We start from the raw sequence: 19,784 nt of genomic DNA, 5'->3' as shown, positions 1-19,784 counted from the left end.
CTCCGCTCGTTACTCGACAGTAGTGTCGCCTGGCAGAGTAACGACCGGCGGTCGAGCCCGGCACCCCGGGGTGCGTGGCCGCCGGGCGGGCGGGATCACGGGAGCGGCCCGCGGGCTGTGACCCACGGATCTCCCCGGATCAGGCCGAGGGGGTCTTCTTGCCGCGGGTGGCCCCGCCGCGACCACGCAGGGTGACATCCGCCTCGCTGAGCATGCGGTGGACGAAGCCGTAGGACCTGCCGGTCTCCTCGGCGAGCGCCCGGATGCTGGCCCCCGACTCGTACTTTCGCTTCAGGTCCGCCGCGAGCTGCTCGCGTGCGGTGCCGGTCACCCGGCTGCCCTTCTTCAGAGTCTCGGCCACTCGTGCCTCCTCATACGAAGTGCGCTCTGGACTCTCATGATCACCCCTATCGGGTCTTCTGGCCACCCATTCGTCGGGGTCCGTACGACAAGCGGACCGGCCCGGCGCGGGGCGCGGGCCGGTACCGGCGGCGGTGTCCGGGGCGAAGGGGCAGGTGGGCGCGGCCGTGCCGGCCCCCGGACGGTGGGCCGGGGGACGCGGGGGCGCCGGGGGTGTCCACTCGCCCGGCTACGACCGCGCTCACTCAGATGGATGATCATCCCTGCGTCGAATGGTCCACCGCGGGTGATCACAAACGGCGGAGGCGACGGCCCGGGACGGGGCCGGGACGAGCCCGGCGGACGGGCTCAGGCGAGGGCGACCAGATCGGCGTAGTCGGGGCTCCAGAGGTCCTCGACGCCGTCCGGCAGCAGGATGATCCGCTCCGGCTGGAGCGCGTCCACCGCGCCCTCGTCGTGGGTGACCAGGACGACGGCGCCACTGAAGCTGCGCAGCGCGCCGAGGATCTCCTCCCGGCTGGCCGGGTCGAGGTTGTTGGTCGGCTCGTCCAGCAACAGCACGTTGGCCGAGGAGACCACCAGGGTGGCCAGCGCCAGCCGGGTCTTCTCACCGCCGGAGAGCACCCCGGCCGGCTTGTCGACGTCGTCCCCGGAGAACAGGAACGATCCCAGCGTGCGCCGCACCTGCACCGCGTCCAGGTCGGGCGCTGCGCTGCGCATGTTCTCCAGGACGGTGCGCTCCGGGTCGAGCGTCTCGTGCTCCTGGGCGTAGTAGCCGAGCTTGAGGCCGTGGCCCGGGGTGACACCGCCGGTGTCGGGCTGTTCGACGCCGGCGAGCAGCCGCAGCAGAGTGGTCTTGCCGGCGCCGTTGAGGCCCAGGATGACCACCCGGGAGCCGCGGTCCACGGCGAGCGAGACGTCGGTGAAGATCTCCAGCGAGCCGTAGGACTTGGAGAGGCTCTCGGCGGTGAGCGGGGTCTTGCCGCAGGGCGCCGGGTCGGGGAAGCGCAGCTTGGCGACCTTGTCGGAGCGGCGCTCCTCCTCCAGGCCGGCGAGCAGCCGCTCGGCCCGGCGGGCCATGTTCTGCGCGGCGACCGCCTTGGTGGCCTTGGCGCGCATCTTGTCGGCCTGGCTGTTCAGCGCGGCGGCCTTCTTCTCCGCGTTGGCCCGCTCCCGGCGGCGGCGCTTCTCGTCGGCCTCGCGCTGGATCTGGTACTGCTTCCAGCCCATGTTGTAGACGTCGATGGCGGCGCGGTTGGCGTCCAGGTAGAAGACCTTGTTGACGACCGTCTCCACCAGGTCGATGTCGTGGGAGATGACCACCAGGCCACCGCGGTAGGTCTTCAGGAAGTCCCGCAGCCAGACGATGGAGTCGGCGTCGAGGTGGTTGGTCGGCTCGTCCAGCAGCAGGATGTCGGCGTCGGAGAAGAGGATCCGGGCCAGCTCGACGCGGCGCCGCTGGCCACCGGAGAGGGTGTGCAGCGGCTGGCCGAGCACCCGGTCGGGCAGGCCCAGGCTGGCGGCGATGGTGGCGGCCTCGGCCTCGGCGGCGTAGCCGCCCTTGGTGAGGAACTCGGTCTCCAGCCGCTCGTACTTGCGCATCGCGCGCTCGCGGGTGGCGCCCTGGCCGTTGGCCATGCGCTGCTCGTTCTCCCGCATGCCGCGCAGCACGCTGTCCAGGCCGCGGGCGGCGAGGATGCGGTCCCTGGCCAGCACGTCGAGGTCGCCGGTGCGGGGGTCCTGCGGGAGGTAGCCGACCTCCCCGGAGCGGCTGATGCTGCCGCCGGCCGGCGTGCCGTCGCCGGCCAGGCACTTGGTGAGGGTGGTCTTGCCGGCGCCGTTGCGGCCGACCAGGCCGATGCGGTCGCCGCGGGCGATGCGGAAGGAAGCGCTCTCGATCAGAACGCGGGCTCCGGCGCGCAACTCGATACCGGTCGCGGTGATCATGGACAGACTCCAGGTGCGGAACGGGTGGGCAGGGGTCGGATCAGCGCTTGGCCCGCTAATGCACGAGGAACGGAATGTCCATGCGGCCATTCTAGCCGCGCGCCACACGGAGGTTTCGCCCGCCGTCGGCCCGCCTCAGGCACCCCCGCTGTGCACCTGGAACGCGGCCCGGCGGACCCGTTTGGCGATGCCCTGGTCCGGGTGGACGGCGGACAGCGCCAGCAGCACCTGAACGGTGCGCGGGTGACCACAGGTTCGCATCTCGTCCACCAGTTCGGCGACGGACGCCTGCGGCGCGGTGTCCAGATGGTCCAGCAACAGCCGTTCCGCGCCGTGCTCCTGGGCGGCGGACGCGGTGTCGACCCAGAGCCAGGTGGCCTCCACCCGGGTCAGCACGCCCAGCGGTGACTCGGACTGGTCGCGCGGGTCGCCGCCCTCGTGGTCGGCCAACCAGAGCAGCGCGTAGGGGCGCAGCACCGGGTCGTCCACCACCGCGCGCACCGCGTCCGTCGCGGGGGCGCCGACCACCCGGAGCGCCTGGAAGGCGAGCCCCCGGATCAGCGCGTCCTCGCCACGGGCCGCCGCCAGCAGCTCGTCGACGGCGGGCGCGGTGGGGCGCACCGCCAGCCAGGCGCGGTACTCGGCGCGGGCCGGGCCCGGCGTCAGGTAGGCGCAGCCGCGGAGCATCGCCACGGCCGACTGCTCGATGTTGCCCGCGGTGCCCTGGGCGGCGACGCAGATCTGCTCCAGCTTGGTCCACATCGCCCAGCTGCCCAGGTCGGTGAGCCGGGCCCGGGCCGGCCGGTCGCCCCTGGCGTGCAGGGTGAGGGCGCCGACCGAGGCCAGCGCGTCCAGCGCCCAGCCCAGCAGCCGCACCCGCTCGGCCACCGTCGCCCGGTCCTCGGGCGGCGGCGGGTCCTGCCGCTCGTCGCCCTGGCGCTCGGCGCGCAGCTCGTCCACCCGCCGGCGCATCAGGTCGATCAGGCCGGCCGCGGTGACCGGGCCCTCGGAGAGCCGCATCACGGAGAGCAGTTGGGGCATGGCCGCGACCACGTCGGTGACCAGCGAGGGGTCGGCGTCGGTGGGCGCCGGGCGGGCCAGGCACCAGGCGTCGAAGAGCGCCACCCAGCCGCGCAGCGCCGCCGTGTCGTCACCGTCCCAGGCGCGCAGCCGCCAGCCGGCACGGACGGTGCCGTCCTCGCCGTCGATCTCCAGCAGCCCGGCCAGCCGGGCGCTGCTCCAGTTGGCCCGCAGCTCGGCGCGGGTCATGGCCAGTTCGGCGACGGCGCGGTCGCCAGCCTGCTCCGGGGAGATGCCGGCGCCGCTGGCCCAGTGCGCCACCCGCACCGCGTCGGCCAGCAGGGCGCGCGCCTGGCCGGCGAGCGCTTCGGGGGGCAGCACGCCCTTGGGTGGTCGCGGGGGACGTCTGCGCTCGGCGGTCCGGCGCTGATCCGGCGCTCGTTGCGGGGAGGTCTGCGGGACAAGGCGCAACCTGGGCTCACGCGGAGTTCGGGACGTCACCCGAGCAGTTTCTCCGTTCGAGCGCCAAAGCCCAAACCCCCCGTACAGCGGGGTAGATGAGGAGCGTTGCGCGACGGGCGCGCCGTTCACATCAGGGGAGTGAGGAAGCGGCGCAGCGCCTCCTGGTAGCCGCTGGGGTCCGCGTTCCACATGGCGGCGTGCTCGGCCTGGCCGACGGTGTGCAGGTGCACGTGCCGCTCGTGCCGGCCGGCGAACTCCCGGGAGGCGGCGAACGGGGCGACGGTGTCGTCCGGGCCGTGCACCAGCAGCACCGGGGGCGGTGCCTGGCCGCCGTCCGCCGGGGGCATCGGCGGCGGCTCGGCGGGCGGGGCGCCGCGCTGGGCGGCGGCGACGGCCAACGGGCGCAGGGGCGCGGGCAGCCCGCGCCGGGCGGCCAGGGCACGCAGCGTGGCGGCGGGCGCGAGGACCGGCGAGTCCAGCACCAGGCCGGCGATCTGGCGGCGCAACGGGGAGTGGGTGGCGGTGTGCAGGGCCATCGCCGCGCCGGCGGACCAGCCGTAGAGCACCACCCTGCGCGCGCCGGCGCGGATCGCGAAGCGGAGCGCCGCCTCGGCGTCCCGCCACTCCCCCGCGCCCAGCCGGTAGGCCCGCTCGGCCCGCCGGGGAGCGCCCGGGTCGCCGCGGAGGCTGGGCAGCAGCACGGGGAACTGGTGCTGCCGCAGGAACGGCAGCACGTTCAGCGGCAGCTCCCGGGTGGCGCCCAGGCCCGGCAGTGTGATCACCCAGGTCTCCCGCGCCCCGGGGACGTACCAGGCGGGCAACGTGACCGAGCCGTGCGGGAGTTCGACGTCGGTGTGGTCGATGCCGAGCGCCGAGCGCGGGGTCCCGGTGTGCAGCTGGGGGGTGAGCCCCACCGAGGCGCCGACCTGGAACGGGCCGGGCGTCACCCCGAGGAGCTGGCGCACCACGGTGTCCGGCGAGCTGGGCAGGTCCAGCGGCGGACCGATCACGGCCGAGCCGTGCCGGCCGGTGAGCCGGTAGGTGCCGGGGCGCAGCGAGTGCGGGGACCGGGTGAGGGTGATGGTGTCGGCGGTGCTGTCGTGCACCGCGAACCTGATGCCGGCGAAGCCGGCCGGCCGCCGGGCGCCGGCGGCGCCGAGCCCGGTGCCGCTGGCCCACCGGCCCGCCACCGCCGTGGCCAGGCCCGCGCCGGCCGCCAACACCGTGCTGGCGGCCAGGGCCGCCGTGATCCGCCGTCGCATGGTCCCCAGCATGGGCCGGCCGGGCCCGAACGGCCACCACACCGCGCCGGAACGGGTGGTGACGGCGAACGGCGTCCGGTGCGGGCTCGGGCGGGCGCCGGGGGGCGCGCGTCGGGGGAACGCTCCGGCGCGCGCCCCGGTGGGTGTGCGGTGGTCAGCGCTCGGCGCGCTGGCCGGCGCCGGGCGCGGCGGCGGCGTGCTCCGGGGGCTGGCCGTAGCCGCGCAGCCGCTCGCCGGCCTCGGCGAGCTGGGCCGGGGTGAGCAGCGTCGGCTGGCGGCCGGGGACGGCGCTGGCGGCCAGCCACACCTGGCACATCCACTCCAGCTGCGCCGTGTGGTCCATGGCCTGCCGCAGGTCGCGGCCGTGCACCAGGGTCCCGTGGTTGCGCAGCAGGCAGCCGGTGCGGTCGGTGAGCGCGGCCAGCGCCGCCTGGGCCAACTCGTCGGAGCCGTAGGTGGCGTACCCGGCGACCCGGATCGGCCCGCCCATCGCCGCCGCCATGTAGTGGATCGGCGGCAGCTCGTCCACCAGCGTGGAGACCGCGGTGGCCCGGGCGGCGTGGGTGTGCACCACGGCGCGGGCGTCGGTCTTCCGGTAGACGGCGAGATGGAGCGGCAGCTCGCTGGTGGGTTCGAGCCGGCCGACCAGCCGGCGCCCGTCGAGGTCGACCGCGAGCAGGTCGCGCGGCCGGAGTTGGTCGTAGGGGACACCACTCGGTGTCACCAGGACCGTGTCCTCCAGGCGGATCGAGAGGTTACCCGAGGTGCCGACGACCAGTCCTTCGGTCACCGTCCGCCGGGCCGCGAGCACCAGCTCCTGCCAGGCGGTACGCCAGGCGGGCGGTGCGGCGCGGGGCCCCGCCGGGGCACCTGCCGAAAAAAGGAGGGAAGCAACAGCCTTACGCCGCCGTTCATTCATCTTCCGTTCACCTATTCACCCTACGTTAACCGGGCTTGTCCCCGCCCCGCCGAACGATTGTCCGGTACATGGAACACTTCACGCTGTTGATCGCGATCGTGATCATCACGGCTTTGGCGTTCGACTTCACCAACGGCTTCCACGACACGGCCAACGCGATGGCCACCACCATCTCCACCGGGGCGATGAAGCCCAAGGCAGCGGTGGCGATGTCGGCGGTCCTCAACCTGGTCGGAGCGTTCCTCTCCGTCGAGGTGGCCAGAACCATCTCCGGCGGCATCCTCGACGAGGAGGCGGGCGTCAAGCCCGAAGTGATCTTCGCCGGACTGGTCGGCGCGATCATCTGGAACCTCCTCACCTGGCTCGCCGGCCTCCCATCCAGCTCCTCGCACGCGCTCTTCGGCGGGCTGATCGGCGCCACCGTGGCCTCGGTCGGCTTCGGTGGGATCAACGGTGACGCGGTGGTCACGAAGGTGGTCATACCCGCGGTCGCCGCTCCCCTAGTCGCCGGCTTCGCGGCCATGGCGGCGACCAAGCTGACCTACCGGGTCACCAGGGGCGCCGACGAGCGGACCAGCGCGAAGGGCTACCGGGCCGGCCAGATCGCCTCCGCCGCCCTGGTCTCGCTGGCGCACGGCACCAACGACGCGCAGAAGACCATGGGCGTGATGACGCTGGCGCTGATCGCCGGCGGCTCGCTGGCCCCCAACTCCGACCCGCCGCTGTGGGTGATCGCCTCGGCCGGCATCGCCATCGCACTGGGCACCTACCTCGGCGGGTGGCGGATCATCCGCACCCTGGGCAAGGGGCTGACCGACATCCAGCCGCCGCAGGGCTTCGCCGCCCAGACCAGCGCGGCGACCACCATCCTGGCCTCCTCCCACATGGGCTTCGCCCTCTCCACCACCCAGGTCTGCTCGGGCGCCGTGACCGGCTCGGGGCTGGGCCGGCGCGGCGGCGTGGTCCGCTGGAACACGGTCTCCCGGATGGTCGTCGCCTGGCTGCTGACGCTGCCGGCGGCCGGCGTGATCGGCGCGCTGGGCGCGGTGTTGGCGGAGCGCGGCGACTGGGGCGTGGCCACGGTCGCGGTCCTGCTCGTGGTGGCCAGCGGCGCCATCTGGGCACTCTCCCGCCGCAAGCCGGTCGACCACTCCAACGTCAACGACACGGAGGGCGCCGAGACCCCGGCCGCCGCCGGTGAGCCCGTCGGCACCGAGCCGGTCACCACCGGTCTTGGCACCGCCAAGATGAACGGAAAGGTGAACTCCGAGGTGAACGTGGAGGTGAACGGGGCCGGCGAGGGGTCGGTGGTGGTCTCCACCCTCCCGCAGCCGCCCGTCACCGCGGCGGAGCCGGCCCAGGCCGCACCCTCGCCGACCGCCGAGCCGAGCCCGGCACCGACCGCCGAGCGGTCCTCGCCGACCGCCCCCTGATCAGCCACGAGTTCGAGGTCTTGACGCGATGAACATCGAATGGGACGTACTGGGCCAGGTCATCCTGGTGTCGGTACTGGTGACGCTGACCCTAGTGGGTCTCTTCTCGGTCGGCATCAGGACGAGCGGCAGGCGCGGTCCCGCCCGCTCGGCCGGCTACCTCTCGTTCGGGCTGTGCGCGGCGGCCGTCTGCTACAGCATCTGGCTCATCGCCTCCTGAGCCGCTGAGCCGCCCGCACCCCTGACTCGCCCGCACCAGCCGAGCCGCCGCGCCGCCCGGTAGACCACCGGGCGGCGCGGCGGCTTCGCGCCGTCAGCCCCTGCTGTCGCGGGCGCCGAGCGCCCGGCGCCGGGCGAAGAAGACCGTGCCGAGCCCGACGCCCAGCAGGGCCAGCGCGCCACCCACCAGGTACGGGGTGTTCGAGCTGCCGCCGGTCTCCGCGAGGTCGGCCGCCGGCTCGCTCTCCCGCCAGCTGTCCGGCCGGGGCCCCTCCGGCTCCTCGGCCGCCGGCTGCTCCTCGGCGGCCGGCTCCGTCGCCGGCCGCTCCTCGTCCTCGGTCGCCGCTGGGGCCTGGCAGCGCGCCTCGGCCAGCGTGATCCGGCCGCTGACGGTGGCCACGTTGAGCTCCAACGGGTCGATCTCCACCGCCAGGTCGAGGGCGGTGGCCGCCGCGTCGGCCTCGTTGGCCTCCCGGTGCCCGAGGGTCAGGGTGACCTGGCCGACCCCGGGGACGGCGACCTCGGTGCTGCCCGAGCTGTCCAGCGTGACGTCCCGGCCGAGGACGGTGGCGGTGGCGGGCATCTCGGTCTCGGCGGTCGGCGCCGCGCCGGCCGGGCAGTGCGCCCTGGCGCTGACCGCGGTCAGCTCCAGCAGCGGCAGCGCGGCGAGTCCTGGCAGGTGGACGCTGGCGTCGACCAGGGCGGTCTCGGCGCTCGCCGCGTCCTGGTCGACGGTGGCCTCGGCGCTGGCGACCTCGGCGGCCAGCACCTCGAAGGGGCGGCCGTCGGCCACCCCGTCCAGGGTGGCGGTGAGCAGCGTCTCGTCGGCGCTGGCGGCGTCGGCGGGCGCGTGCACCTCGTTGAGCGCCAGGGTGAGCGGCAGCCGGGCGGTGCCGTCCAGCAGCGAGACGTCCAGGGCGGTGCGCAGCACCGCGGCGCTCGCGGAGCCCTCGGTCTCCTGGCCGGGCCCGTCGTCGGCGACGGCGGGCGGGGCGGTCAGCAGCACGCCGCAGGCGGCCCCCAGGGCGAGCGAGACGGGCAGCCGTAAGGCGGAGTTGTACACGGGTGGAACCCCCACGGAATGGTGATCGCCGCCGCCGTGCGGAAGGGACATCGGCACGGTGGCGACCGGGACGACGCCATCCTTGGCGCTGGGTTTCGCGCCGGGTGAGGTTCGGGCCCCATTCACCCGTATGGGGGAGCTGGCGTCCGTACGGGCGTTCCGCTCCCGGACGGGGGCGCGGGCCAGGGGCGCGCGAACGCCCCCGGCCAACCCGCCGCACGGCAAGGCGCCGGCGCGCGGCCGGGCGCCCACAGCCACCACCGACGGCGACCGGGGACGTGGGGTGGGTTCGGTGGGCGGGGCGGCGGCTGGCCGCGTGGTCAGACGACGACCTGACCGCGCAGCACCACCCGCCGCGGCCGGGCCAGTTCGGACAGGTCCGCGCGCGGGTCGTCGGCGTAGACCACCAGGTCGGCCGGCGCCCCCTCGGTGAGCCCCGGCCGGCCGAGCCAGGCGCGCGCGCCCCAGGTCGCGGCCGAGAGCGCGGCCAGCCGCGGCAGACCGGCGGCGGCCAGTTCGGCGACCTCGCGGGCGATCAGGCCGTGGGCCAGGGAGCCGCCCGCGTCGGTGCCGGCGAAGATCGGGATGCCGGCGTCCCAGGCGGCACGCACCGTTTGGTAGCGGCGGGCGTGCAGCCGGCGCATGTGCGCCGCCCAGTCCGGATAGCGCCGCTCGCCGCCGGCCGCCAGGGTGGGGAAGGTCGCGATGTTGACGAGCGTGGGCACGATCGCCACGCCCCGCTCGGCGAAGAGCGGGATGGTCTCCTCGGTCAGCCCGGTGGCGTGTTCGACGCAGTCGATGCCGGCCTCGACCAGGTCGCGGAGCGAGTCCTCGGCGAAGCAGTGGGCGGTGACCCTCGCCCCCTCCTGGTGGGCGGCGGCGATGGCGGCGCGCAGCGCGTCGGCCGGCCAGCAGGGCGCCAGGTCGCCGCGGTCCCGGTCGATCCAGTCCCCCACCAGCTTGACCCAGCCGTCGCCGGCACGGGCCTCCCGACGTACCCGGTCCGCGAGTTGGGGCGGTTCGACCTCGTGGGCGTAGTTGCGAATGTAGCGGCGGGGGCGGGCGATGTGCCGGCCGGCCCTGATGACCCGGGGCAGGTCGGCGCGGTCGTCGAGCCACCGGGTGTCGGCGGCCGAGCCGGCGTCCCGCAACAGCAGGGCACCGGCGGCCCGCTCGGTGCGGGCCTGCTCCTCGGTGGTGGCCGTGTCGACCGCGCCCTCGGGGCCGAGGCCGACATGGCAGTGGGCGTCGACCAGCCCGGGCAGCGCGAAGCCGCGCACCGTCGTCACCTCGCGGGCGCCGGTCGGCGGGGTGAGGGACACCCGGCCGCCGACGACCCAGATCTGGTCGCGCACCTCGTCCTCGTCGGTGGCGGCGCCGGGGCCGGTGAGCACCCGGCCCACCACACGCAGTACCTGCCCGTCGGTCAACTGGACCTCCTGGATCGGCGTCGGCCGCGCCCAGGCCCGGCGGCTGCCGGCTGGCCCGAGCCCGGATCGGTCGGGTCGGGCACCGGCCGGAAGACGTCCGGGAACCGGCCCGTTCACGAGCCTCGGCAGCCTACCGATCGCCTGCTACGCTCCCAACTCCCGGGGCTGGGCGGATATGCGAACGGCGAACGACCTGTCGAACAAGGATGAGTAGTCCCCCCAACGACGAGCCGCACACCCGAGGAGGCCGGCGTGGCCAGCCCCACCGAAGACTTCCACGCCTTCTTTGACCGTCACCATGTCGAACTCTCCCGACTGGCCTATCTGTTGCTGGGCGGCGACGGCGGCCGGGAGAGCGCCGACGATCTGGCCGCCGACGCCCTGCTGGCGATCTGGCACCACTGGGACCGGGTGACCGGCGCCGAGCGACCGCTGGCGTACGCCCGGGGGGTGGTCGCCAACCTGGCCCGCTCCCAGATCAGGTCCCGTATCCGGGAACGCCGCCGGGTCGCGCTCTTCTGGGCCCGGCCCGCCGAGCACGTGGACGGGCCGGACGTGCCGGCGGTGCTGGACGTGCGCGCCGCGTTGGCCCGGCTCCCCTACCGGAAGCGGGCGTGCGTGGTGCTGCGGCACGCCTTCGACCTCTCCGAGCGGGAGACCGCCCGCACGCTCGACATCTCGGTGGGTACCGTGAAGAGTCAGACCTCGCGCGGACTGGCGGAGTTGCAGCGGCTGCTGCGCGAGCCGGGGGTCCGCGCGGAGGGCGAGGGCGGGGCCCCGGAGATGCTCCGGGCGCTGTCCACCGGTCCTCTCCAGCGGCGCGGCTGGTGAGCTTCCCGTTCCCGCCCCCAATCCGCCGACCGTGGGAGGGGACCTCGATGGGCGACCACCGGGACGCTCGGGAGCTGTTGCGCGCGGCCGCCGCCGAGCACCGGCCGGACCGGGCGCGGATGCTGGCACGCGTCCAGGCCGGGATGGCGGAGGAGGCCGGGCCGGCCTCGGCCGCCCGCCCGGGCCCGCGGTGGCGGGTGCTGGCAGCGACCGCCGCGGTGGCGTTGGGCTGCGTGCTCGCGGTGACGCTGCCGGCCGTCGGCTGGCTGGGCGAGGGGGGTGGCGCCGGCCCGGCCGAACGGGGCGCGCCGGCGGCCGTGCTGTCGTCGGAGGGCGCGATCGACCCGGGCAGCGGCCCCTACTGGTCGCAGAGCAACGTCACCCTGGAAACCAGCCAGCCGTTGACCGCGCTGGCCGTGGAGCTGCGGGTGGTGGCCGAGGACGGGATGCGGCCGACCGGGGGCTGGCGCACCCTGCCGACCGACGACTTCACCCTGTCGGTCGTACACGAGGGCGGTGACCTGGTCTTCCGCTGGGAGCTGCGGCCGGGGGCCGAGGTGCCGACGGGCTCGCACGTGTTCGCCGGGCAGTACGACCACGACGCCGGCCCGCGCGCGGCCGCGCTCGACCGCTACCTGGTGACCGGCGAGGGGCCGGCCGGTCCGGTGACGGCGAGTGGCGGGTTCAGCTGATCGGCCCAGCACCGCTGGCATTCCGCGAGAATCCTCCGGATAATCTTTTGCGCGTCTCTCTCGCCGCTTCCGCAACATCCGTTCCCGGCTCGCTCCCGAGGAATTCGACGGACGTTTTCCAGAGTTTATCGAGGCGAGGTCACGAGGCGCTTCTTCCCGGTTTCGCGGACCCTAAACCGGCCCATCCGGAGGTCGGTCCATCGTCACACCAGCAGGTCAGCGAGGTCACATCGTCGTTACCAACATGTGACCCATCGCACGGAGGCGCCCTTTTTGCCCGGTATTCACCGGACAAAACCCCATCTTTTGCCGATGCTCCGCGCCCCTGCGTACGCGCGCGCGATAACACATTCCACACACACCTGTTAACCCCTGCCGGCGATGCAATCTCAACTCATGCTGGGTAAATTCGATTCGCATGACCCCCGCACAAGCAGACCATGCAGGTGCCGTCGATTACCTGGAAATACCTGGAACAGTGGAAGTGCCAGAAGGGCTCACGCTCGACAAGCCGCGACCCGAGCACGGGTCCGCCCTGTGGCGGATCGCCCGGGACTCGCGCGCACTTGACCTGAACTCTTCGTACAGTTACCTACTGTGGTGCCGCGACTACGCCAGCACCTCTATCGTGGCCAGCGACACGTCGGGCGCGCCGACCGGCTTCATCACCGGATACCTCCGCCCGGACGAGCCGACGACGCTGCTCATCTGGCAGGTCGCCGTGGACCACGCACAGCGGGGACGTGGCCTCGCCGCCGCGATGCTGAACGCCCTCGTCCGCCGAACGGGCGAGGAGCTGGGGGTGACCACCATCGAAACCACCGTCACACCGGACAACACCGCCTCCAACCGACTGTTCGCCGCCTTCGCGGAGCGCCACCAGGCCGCCGTGCGTCGCGAGGTGCTGTTCGACAGTGAGGCGTTCCCCGAGAGCGGCCACCAGCCGGAAGTGCTGTACCGGATCGGCCCCATCCGCGTCCCCGACGTCGCCGCCGCGCGCTGACCCGACGACCTCTTCCCCGCCTCACCAGGAGTTCCGCTGTGACCATCACCCAGCCTGACCTGAGCATCTTCGAGACCCTGGAGTCCGAGGTGCGCAGCTACTGCCGCAACTGGCCCACGATCTTCGACCGTTCCCGGGGCAGCTACCTGTACGACGAGGACGGCCGCACCTACCTGGACTTCTTCATGGGGGCCGGCTCACTCAACTACGGCCACAACAACCCGGTGCTCAAACGCGCCCTGATCGACTACCTGGAGCGGGACGGCGTCACCCACGGCCTGGACATGTCCACCACGGCCAAGCGGGCGTTCCTGGAGACCTTCCGCGACGTGGTGCTGGTCCCCAGGGAGCTGGACCACAAGGTGATGTTCCCCGGTCCCACCGGCGCCAACGCCGTCGAGGCCGCGCTCAAGCTGGCCCGCAAGGTCAAGGGCCGGGAGTCGATCGTCTCCTTCACCAACGGCTTCCACGGGATGTCGCTGGGCGCGCTCGCCGTCACCGGCAACGCGTTCAAGCGCGCCGGCGCCGGCATCCCGCTGGTGCACGGCACCCCGATGCCGTTCGACGACTACCTCGACGGGCAGACCCCGGACTTCATCTGGTTCGAGCGGCTGCTGGAGGACGCCGGCTCCGGCCTCAACCAGCCGGCCGCGGTGATCGTGGAGACCGTGCAGGGCGAGGGCGGCGTCAACGTCGCCCGGCCGGAGTGGCTGCGCGCGCTCGCCGACCTGTGCCGGCGGCACGACATGCTGCTGATCGTCGACGACATCCAGATGGGCTGCGGCCGGACCGGTGCCTTCTTCTCCTTCGAGGAGGCCGGGATCGTCCCCGACATCATCACCGTCTCCAAGTCCATCAGCGGCTACGGCCTGCCGATGTCCCTGACGCTGTTCCGGCCCGAACTGGACGTGTGGGAGCCGGGCGAGCACAACGGGACCTTCCGGGGCAACAACCCGGCCTTCGTCACCGCCTCCGCCACGCTGAACACCTACTGGGCGGACGGCCAGATGGAGAAGCAGACCCTCAGCAGGGGCGAGCAGGTGGAGACGGCGCTGCGCGCGCTGACCGTCGAGCACGCGCACGCCGGCGCGAGCTACCGCGGGCGCGGCCTGGTCTGGGGCCTCACCTTCGACGAGGCGGACCGCGCGCGCCGGGTCTGCCAGCGCGCCTTCGAGCTGGGCATGCTGGTGGAGACCTCCGGGCCGCAGAGCGAGGTCGTCAAGCTGCTGCCCGCGCTGACCGCCACCCCCGAGGAGCTGGAGGAGGGGCTGCGGGTGCTGACCCGCGCCGTTCGGGAGACCGACTGACCCCTCCCCCGCACCCACCCTCCGCAGGCAGTACAGAGGAAAGGAAACGCACCAACGTGATCGTCCGATCGCTCAGTGACATCGACGGTACCGACCGGGACATCGAGTCGGCCTCCGGCACCTGGCGCAGCAAGCGCCTGGTGCTCGCCAAGGAGAAGGTCGGCTTCTCGTTCCACGAGACGGTGCTCTACGCGGGAACCGAGACCACAATGTGGTATGCCAACCACATCGAGGCGGTCTTCTGTGTGGAGGGCGAAGCCGAACTCACCAACGAGGAGACCGGCGAGAAGCACCTGATCAAGCCCGGCACGATGTACCTGCTGGACGGCCACGAGCGGCACACCGTCCGACCCAGGTCGGACTTCCGTGTGCTGTGCGTCTTCAACCCCCCGGTCACCGGACGGGAGGACCACGACGAGAACGGCGTCTACCCGCTGCTGACCGAGGCGTGAACGATACGAAGGGAGCATCATGACCACCGCACCCGAACGCACCGCCGACCTGTACCCCACCCGTGGGGAGACCGAGGTGGCGACGCCCCGACAGGACCCCGTGGTGTGGTCCGAGCCGGGCGCGTCCGGGCCGTTCAGCGGCGAGGAGCTGTCCTCGTTCGAACGGAACGGCTTCGCGGCCATCGACCAGCTGATCACTCCCGAGGAGGTGGGTCGCTTCCGCGCCGAGCTGGATCGGCTGGTGACCGATCCCACGGTGCGGGCCGACGAGCGCTCCATCGTGGAGCCCGGCTCGGGTGAGATCAGGTCGGTGTTCGAGGTGCACAAGATCAGCCAGGTCTTCGCCGAACTGGTCCGTGACCCCCGGGTCCTGGACCGGGCCCGGCAGATCCTCGGCTCGGACGTCTACGTCCACCAGAGCCGGATCAACGTGAAGCCCGGGTTCGGGGCCAGCGGGTTCTACTGGCACTCGGACTTCGAGACCTGGCACGCGGAGGACGGCCTGCCCCGGATGCGCACGGTGTCGGTCTCCATCGCGCTCACCGAGAACTACGACACCAACGGTGGGCTGATGATCATGCCAGGGTCGCATCTGACGTTCCTGGGGTGTTCCGGCGAGACCCCCAAGGACAACTACAAGAAGTCCCTCCAGATGCAGGACGCCGGCACCCCGTCGGACGGGGCGCTGACCCGCTTCGCGGACGAGCACGGCATCCGGCTGTTCACCGGCAAGGCCGGCTCGGCCACCTGGTTCGACTGCAACTGCATGCACGGCTCGGGCGACAACATCACGCCCTACCCGCGCAGCAACGTGTTCATCGTCTTCAACAGCGTGGAGAACGCGGCCGTCGAGCCGTTCGCCGCCCCGGTGCCACGCCCGGAGTTCATCGGCGCCCGGGACTTCACCCCGGTCCGCTGACCCGGTAGCGGTCGTCGTTCGACGCCCGGTCCCGCGCCACCCGGCGTGGGGCCGGGCGTCGGCGCGTCCGGCGTCCGCCCGGCCGGGGCGTCGCCCGGGAGCTAGGGGGTGCCGCCCAGCAGCTCGTCGTTGACCGCCCGGGCGGCGGCGGCCAGTTCGGGGCGTTCCAGGACGGTGACCCCGGCCGCCCGCAGCCGGCTGGCGCCGGCCCTGGCCACGAAGAGCGGCGGCTCGCGCCAGGCGTAGACCACCGTGGGCACGCCGGCGGCGATGATCAGCTCGGCGCAGGTGGCGGGCCGGGAGGCCCGCTCGCCGCAGGGTTCCAGCGAGCTGTAGAGCACCGCGGTGGCCAGCCGGGGATCGCCGGGGACGAGCTTGGCCAGCGCGGCCTCCTCGGCGTGGTCGCGCGGGTCGCCCTCCCGGGAGAACCCGGTGGCCAGTGGCACGCCGTCCGCGCCGACCAGCACCGCGCCCACCGCGAAGGCGGTGGCGCTCGGCGGGCAGCGGCGGGAGAGCGCGATGGTCTCACGCAGCCAGCGCAGTTGTTCCTCGATCGGTGGGTGCCCCGGCGTCATCGCGCGGCCTCCTCGGGGGTCGGGCCGCCCGCCGGGGCGGCTTCGGTGTCCGGCAGGTAGCGGAGCAGCACGTGGTCCCCCAGCGGCCGGGCCTCCGCCAGCCGCATCGGGCGCGCGGGGCCCTGCGGGAACGCGGCTGGCCTGGTGAACCGCGGCCCGCCCGCGTCGCCCAGCAGGAACGGGGCGATGACCAGCTGGATCTCGTCCACCAGGCCAGCGCTCAGGAAGGCGGTGTGCACGCCACCGCCGCCCTCCACCATCAGCCGCCGCACCCCGCGACCGTGCAGGTCGGCCACCACGCGTCGCAGGTCGAGCGGGTCGCCGCCGGCGAGCACCGTGGCCCCGGCGGCCAGCAGGGCGCTCGTCGCCGCGACCCGGCCGTCCGGGCAGAAGACCAGCGGGGGGCGGTCGCCGGTGGTGAAGATCCGGGCGGCCGGGTCGAGTCGGCCGCCGGTGGTGAGCACCACCCGGTCCGGGTGGGCGGGCCGCCCGGCGGCGGACCTGGCCGCCCGCCGGGCGGCCGAGCGCACCAGCAGCCGGGGATCGTCGGCCCGGACCGTGCCGGCGCCCACCAGGATCGCGTCCGATGCGGCCCGCACCGCGTCCACCCGGTCCAGGTCCTCGGCGTGCGAGAGGAGCAGCCGGTGCTCGCTGGTGTCGTCGATGAAGCCGTCCACCGAGGCCGCGCAGGAGAGCAGCACCCGGGGACGGCCGGCCGGGAGCGGGGCGGGGCGATCCATGCCGCTCACCGTAGCGGGCCGCCGGCCGGCCGCGGCGCCGGCGGTCAGCCGGCGAGCGGCCGCGCCCGGGACGCCGGCGGTACCGGAGGCGGGGCGAGCAACGTGGCCTCGGTCGGGACGCGTTCGAGCACGCCGCCGGCGAAGGCGTCGTACAGCGGCAGCGTCTCCAGGTGGACGTAGCCGATGTGGCAGTCGCAGACGGCCAGCGGACAGGCCCGAGGGGCGAGCGCCGCGCGGTAGGAGCCGTCGTAGAGGTTGCCCAGCTCGGCCTTCACGAAGTGGCACCGCCGCACCGTGCCCTCGCCGTCCACGGATATCACCGTCTCGCCGGTGCGGCAGGGGCGGCCGGCCGAGCGGTGCGGCTCCCGGCTGAACGGGAAGAGCGGGTCCAGCTCCGTCCACGTCGCGGCCTGCTCGTCCGTATACCGGTGGCCGTCGGCCGCGTTCACCCAGAGGTAGACGTGCGAGGGCAGCGCCGCCCGCAACCGGCGGGCGCGCGCGAGGTGTTCCGGCAGGCCGACCATCCCCACGCTGAACCGCACGCCCAACTCGGCCAGCCGGCGCGTCTTGTCCAGGAAGCGCTCGTAGGGGGTCTGCCCGGGGTGGTAGGTGCACCACAGGGCCACCGTGTCCAGGTCGGCCTCGGCCAGCCAGTCGGTGCGGCAGCTCAGGTTGGTCTGGATGGCGACCCGCTCGACGTGCGGCTGGTGCGAGAGGTCCACCAGGGCACGGCGGTACCAGGAGCGGGTCAGGCCCTCGCCCCACGGGGTGAACAGCACCGACAGGCGCTCCTCCGGCCGGGCGGTGGCCCAGCCGGTGAACCGTTCGAGAGCCGCCCGGTCCGCGCGCAGTTGCGCGGTGGTGTCGCGGCGCTTGGCGAACGGGCAGTAGGGGCAGTCGTAGTCGCAGGAGGCGAGCGGCCCGCGGTAGAGGATCGTCAGATGCACGGCCGGCTCACCTGGGCTCGTGCGCGGCCATCGCGGCACGCACCGCGGGCGAGAAGAACAGCGGCCCCACCGCGTCGGAGTGGGCCAGGCCCTCGGGGGACAGCCGCAGCCGGCCGGCGGCGGGCGGCGCCAGCCAGCCCCGGTCGGCCAGCGTCGCCAGCTCGACGGGGAAGTCGTCGGCCGGGGCGGCACCGAACCTGCGCCGGTAGTCGGCCTCGTCGAAGCCGCCGGCCTGGAGCAGCGACTGGAGCAGGTGGCGGCGCCTGGCCTCGTCCTCGTCGACGGCGCGGCCGTGCAGGGCGCGGCTGAAGTCCTCGGTCGCGGTGTAGGCGTCGATGATGCCGCGGATCTCCCGCATCGCCACCGCGTAGTCGAACGAGTAGTGCAGCGTGGCGGTGTAGGAACGGGCGCCGCAGCCGAGGCCGATCATCCCGTCGGTCTGGCAGGCGTAGTCGTCGGGGCCCTGCGGGGGCGCGTCGACGCGCCGGAACATCCGCATGGACAGCTGCTCGTAGCCGTGCGCCAGCAGGTGGTCGCGGCCCTCGCGGTAGCGTCGCAGCCGCTGCTCGTCCCAGGCCAGGTCGGCGGTGTGCGGGTCGGTGTGCCGGCCGAGGCCGGTCAGCGGGCGGACGTAGAGCGGGTAGAGGTAGATCTCCTCCGGCCGCCAGGCCAGGGCCGCGTCCAGGGAGAGCCGCCAACTGGCGGCGGTCTGACCGTCGATGCCGTAGATCAGGTCGATGTTGAGGACCGGGATACCGGCCTCCCTGACCCGTGCCAGCGCGGCCTCCACGTCGGCGCGCCGCTGCGGGCGCACGGCGGCACGTGCCTCGGCCTCGACGAAGCTCTGCACGCCGAGGCTCAGCCGGGTGGCGCCCCGCTCGGCGAGGACGGCCAGCCGGTCGGCCGTCGCGGTGGCCGGGGACGCCTCGACGGAGAGCGGCACGGCCCGCAGGTCGGCGCCCATCCGCCGCTCGGCGATGTCGCACAGCCGGGTCAGCTCGTCGGCCTCCAGGAAGGTCGGGGTGCCGCCGCCGAACGCGGCGTTGGCGAACCGGACCGGCTCGTTGTCGCCCAGCGCCTCCCGGACGGCGATGGCCTGCCGCTCCAGGGCGTCGAGGTAGCGGCCGGTCAGCCCCTCGGGGGCGCCGACCCGGGTGAAGAGGTTGCAGAAGCCGCAACGCACCTCGCAGAACGGGATGTGGGCGTAGAGCGAGAGCGCCTGCCGGGACTCGCCGGCCCACAGGTCGGCCAGCCGGGGCCGGCCGGGCAGCGGCCGGTAGGCGGTCTTGTGCGGGTAGGCGTAGACGTAGTGCTGGTAGGGGCGGATCAGCTCGGTCGCGGTGGTCATGCGGTGGGCTCCAGGAAGAAGTGGCGGTAGGGCACGGTCCAGACCGCCGGGTGGCCGATGCGGTGGCCGGTGTAGCCGTCGTCCCCGTACGCGGTCCCGTGGTCGGAGCAGACGATGGCGAAGCAGCGGCGACGGGACCGCATCGCGGCGAAGAGCCGACCGATGTGGCGGTCCACGTATCTGAGGGCCGCCGCGTGGCTGGCCCGGGTGTCGCCCGACTCGCGGGTGGCGCCCGGCAGATGGAACCAGTTGGGCTGGTGCAACGCCGAGACGTTGAGGAAGAGGAAGAGCCGGCGCTCGACGGGGAGGCGGGCGACGATCTCCTCGACGCGGGTCACCTGCGCCTCGAAGGAGGTCGGGGAGGCGACGGAGAACTCCGGCGCCCAGTGGCTCTCCTGGAACAGGCCGGGCAGCACGCTGCCCAGCGCGCCCCGCTTGTTGAAGAAGCCGACGCCGCCGACGCAGGCCGTGTGGTAGCCGCGTGCGGCGAGCGCGGTCACCAGGTCGGGGGCGTCGAAGACGAAGGTGCGCCCGGCCGTCGTCTCGCTGCCGGCGAACCGGCTGGCGAACAGCCGGGGATGGCGACCCGGCGCGGCCGGGGTGGGCAGGAAGCCGGCGAAGATCGCCTGGTGGGAGGCGTAGGTGAAACTGCCGGGGGCGTGCCGCTCCTCCCAGCGGCCGCCCGGCAGGTGGGCCGCCAGGTGCGGCAGCTGGCCGGCGGCGGCCAGCTCAACGGCCACGTCGTACCGGAGGGTGTCGAGGGTGAGGAGCAGCAGGTCGTCGCGGCCCACCACCTCGTTCATGTCGGGGTCGACGGCGGGCGGCGTCTCGGGCGCGGCCGGCGGGGGGCCGGCG

General features: G+C 73.8%; 20 protein-coding genes. 8 read left to right on the top strand and 12 right to left on the bottom strand.

Annotated features, from left to right (window positions below; translation table 11 throughout):
• Window positions 1–139: 139 nt before the first annotated feature.
• The 5 genes from RM844_RS02665 to RM844_RS02645 all read right to left on the bottom strand — a co-directional run bounded on the left by RM844_RS02665 (window position 140) and on the right by RM844_RS02645 (window position 5,970).
• On the bottom strand, window positions 140–361 hold the full coding sequence (locus RM844_RS02665) for a helix-turn-helix domain-containing protein (protein WP_311664196.1): 222 nt from the start codon (window positions 359–361) through the stop codon (window positions 140–142).
• A 347-nt stretch (window positions 362–708) separates the two neighbouring features.
• Window positions 709–2,307: an ABC-F family ATP-binding cassette domain-containing protein gene (locus RM844_RS02660; RefSeq protein WP_311664194.1), complete on the bottom strand. Its 1,599-nt coding sequence runs from the start codon at window positions 2,305–2,307 to the stop codon at window positions 709–711.
• A gap of 135 nt (window positions 2,308–2,442) precedes the next feature.
• Window positions 2,443–3,828 carry a hypothetical protein gene (locus tag RM844_RS02655; protein ID WP_311664192.1) on the bottom strand — a complete coding sequence of 462 codons (1,386 nt, stop codon included), beginning with the start codon at window positions 3,826–3,828 and terminating at the stop codon, window positions 2,443–2,445.
• 86 nt (window positions 3,829–3,914) lie between these two features.
• Window positions 3,915–5,051, bottom strand: coding sequence for an alpha/beta hydrolase (locus RM844_RS02650; RefSeq protein ID WP_311664190.1), 1,137 nt, complete (start codon window positions 5,049–5,051; stop codon window positions 3,915–3,917).
• A 154-nt stretch (window positions 5,052–5,205) separates the two neighbouring features.
• On the bottom strand, window positions 5,206–5,970 hold the full coding sequence (locus RM844_RS02645) for a class II aldolase/adducin family protein (protein ID WP_394814399.1): 765 nt from the start codon (window positions 5,968–5,970) through the stop codon (window positions 5,206–5,208).
• A gap of 68 nt (window positions 5,971–6,038) precedes the next feature.
• Here RM844_RS02645 and RM844_RS02640 point away from each other — a divergent pair, with 68 nt between their 5' ends.
• Both RM844_RS02640 and RM844_RS02635 read left to right on the top strand, forming a co-directional pair.
• Complete coding sequence (locus RM844_RS02640) at window positions 6,039–7,403, top strand: inorganic phosphate transporter (RefSeq protein ID WP_311664188.1); 1,365 nt, start codon at window positions 6,039–6,041, stop codon at window positions 7,401–7,403.
• A gap of 28 nt (window positions 7,404–7,431) precedes the next feature.
• Window positions 7,432–7,623, top strand: a complete 192-nt coding sequence (locus RM844_RS02635; protein ID WP_311664186.1) for a hypothetical protein — start codon at window positions 7,432–7,434, stop codon at window positions 7,621–7,623.
• A gap of 93 nt (window positions 7,624–7,716) precedes the next feature.
• On the opposite strand, the gene RM844_RS02630 is transcribed toward RM844_RS02635, so the two are convergent.
• Both RM844_RS02630 and RM844_RS02625 read right to left on the bottom strand, forming a co-directional pair.
• Complete coding sequence (locus RM844_RS02630) at window positions 7,717–8,685, bottom strand: SCO1860 family LAETG-anchored protein (RefSeq protein ID WP_311664184.1); 969 nt, start codon at window positions 8,683–8,685, stop codon at window positions 7,717–7,719.
• A gap of 320 nt (window positions 8,686–9,005) precedes the next feature.
• A complete protein-coding gene (locus RM844_RS02625; RefSeq protein ID WP_311664182.1) occupies window positions 9,006–10,115 on the bottom strand; it encodes an amidohydrolase family protein in 1,110 nt (369 codons plus the stop codon).
• A gap of 252 nt (window positions 10,116–10,367) precedes the next feature.
• Between RM844_RS02625 and RM844_RS02620 the strand changes: the two genes are divergently transcribed.
• From RM844_RS02620 to thpD, 6 genes are all read left to right on the top strand, one after another.
• Window positions 10,368–10,946: a SigE family RNA polymerase sigma factor gene (locus RM844_RS02620; protein WP_311664180.1), complete on the top strand. Its 579-nt coding sequence runs from the start codon at window positions 10,368–10,370 to the stop codon at window positions 10,944–10,946.
• Window positions 10,947–10,993: 47 nt separating this feature from the next.
• A complete protein-coding gene (locus RM844_RS02615) occupies window positions 10,994–11,638 on the top strand; it encodes a hypothetical protein (RefSeq protein WP_311664178.1) in 645 nt (214 codons plus the stop codon).
• Window positions 11,639–12,056: 418 nt separating this feature from the next.
• Window positions 12,057–12,641, top strand: a complete 585-nt coding sequence (ectA, locus tag RM844_RS02610; protein WP_311664176.1) for a diaminobutyrate acetyltransferase — start codon at window positions 12,057–12,059, stop codon at window positions 12,639–12,641.
• Window positions 12,642–12,679: 38 nt separating this feature from the next.
• On the top strand, window positions 12,680–13,948 hold the full coding sequence (gene ectB / locus RM844_RS02605) for a diaminobutyrate--2-oxoglutarate transaminase (protein ID WP_311664174.1): 1,269 nt from the start codon (window positions 12,680–12,682) through the stop codon (window positions 13,946–13,948).
• A gap of 56 nt (window positions 13,949–14,004) precedes the next feature.
• Complete coding sequence (locus RM844_RS02600; RefSeq protein ID WP_311664172.1) at window positions 14,005–14,400, top strand: ectoine synthase; 396 nt, start codon at window positions 14,005–14,007, stop codon at window positions 14,398–14,400.
• Between the two features lie 19 nt (window positions 14,401–14,419).
• A complete protein-coding gene (gene thpD / locus RM844_RS02595) occupies window positions 14,420–15,319 on the top strand; it encodes an ectoine hydroxylase (protein WP_311664170.1) in 900 nt (299 codons plus the stop codon).
• Between the two features lie 101 nt (window positions 15,320–15,420).
• On the opposite strand, the gene RM844_RS02590 is transcribed toward thpD, so the two are convergent.
• The 5 genes from RM844_RS02590 to RM844_RS02570 are packed head-to-tail and all read right to left on the bottom strand — an operon-like array spanning window position 15,421 to window position 19,732.
• Window positions 15,421–15,894 carry a cytidine/deoxycytidylate deaminase family protein gene (locus RM844_RS02590; RefSeq protein WP_311664168.1) on the bottom strand — a complete coding sequence of 158 codons (474 nt, stop codon included), beginning with the start codon at window positions 15,892–15,894 and terminating at the stop codon, window positions 15,421–15,423.
• Window positions 15,891–16,634 carry a RibD family protein gene (locus RM844_RS02585; RefSeq protein WP_311664166.1) on the bottom strand — a complete coding sequence of 248 codons (744 nt, stop codon included), beginning with the start codon at window positions 16,632–16,634 and terminating at the stop codon, window positions 15,891–15,893. The genes RM844_RS02590 and RM844_RS02585 overlap by 4 nt, the downstream gene beginning before the upstream one ends.
• Before the next feature lie 44 nt (window positions 16,635–16,678).
• The gene (locus RM844_RS02580) at window positions 16,679–17,581 is read right to left on the bottom strand and encodes an STM4011 family radical SAM protein (protein ID WP_311664164.1); all 903 of its coding nucleotides are present in this window, start codon (window positions 17,579–17,581) and stop codon (window positions 16,679–16,681) included.
• A gap of 7 nt (window positions 17,582–17,588) precedes the next feature.
• Window positions 17,589–18,929 carry an STM4012 family radical SAM protein gene (locus RM844_RS02575; RefSeq protein WP_311664162.1) on the bottom strand — a complete coding sequence of 447 codons (1,341 nt, stop codon included), beginning with the start codon at window positions 18,927–18,929 and terminating at the stop codon, window positions 17,589–17,591.
• Entirely contained in the window at window positions 18,926–19,732 is an 807-nt protein-coding gene (locus RM844_RS02570; RefSeq protein WP_311664345.1) for an STM4013/SEN3800 family hydrolase, read from the bottom strand. Before RM844_RS02570 ends, RM844_RS02575 begins: the two co-directional genes overlap by 4 nt.
• Window positions 19,733–19,784 lie beyond the last annotated feature (52 nt).

The sequence above is a fragment of the Streptomyces chisholmiae genome, from assembly GCF_031845445.1.
GTDB classification, from domain to species: domain Bacteria; phylum Actinomycetota; class Actinomycetes; order Streptomycetales; family Streptomycetaceae; genus Streptomyces; species Streptomyces chisholmiae.
The sequence above is the reverse complement of the archived record's forward strand: the minus strand, read 5'-3'. Positions and strand labels throughout refer to the sequence as shown.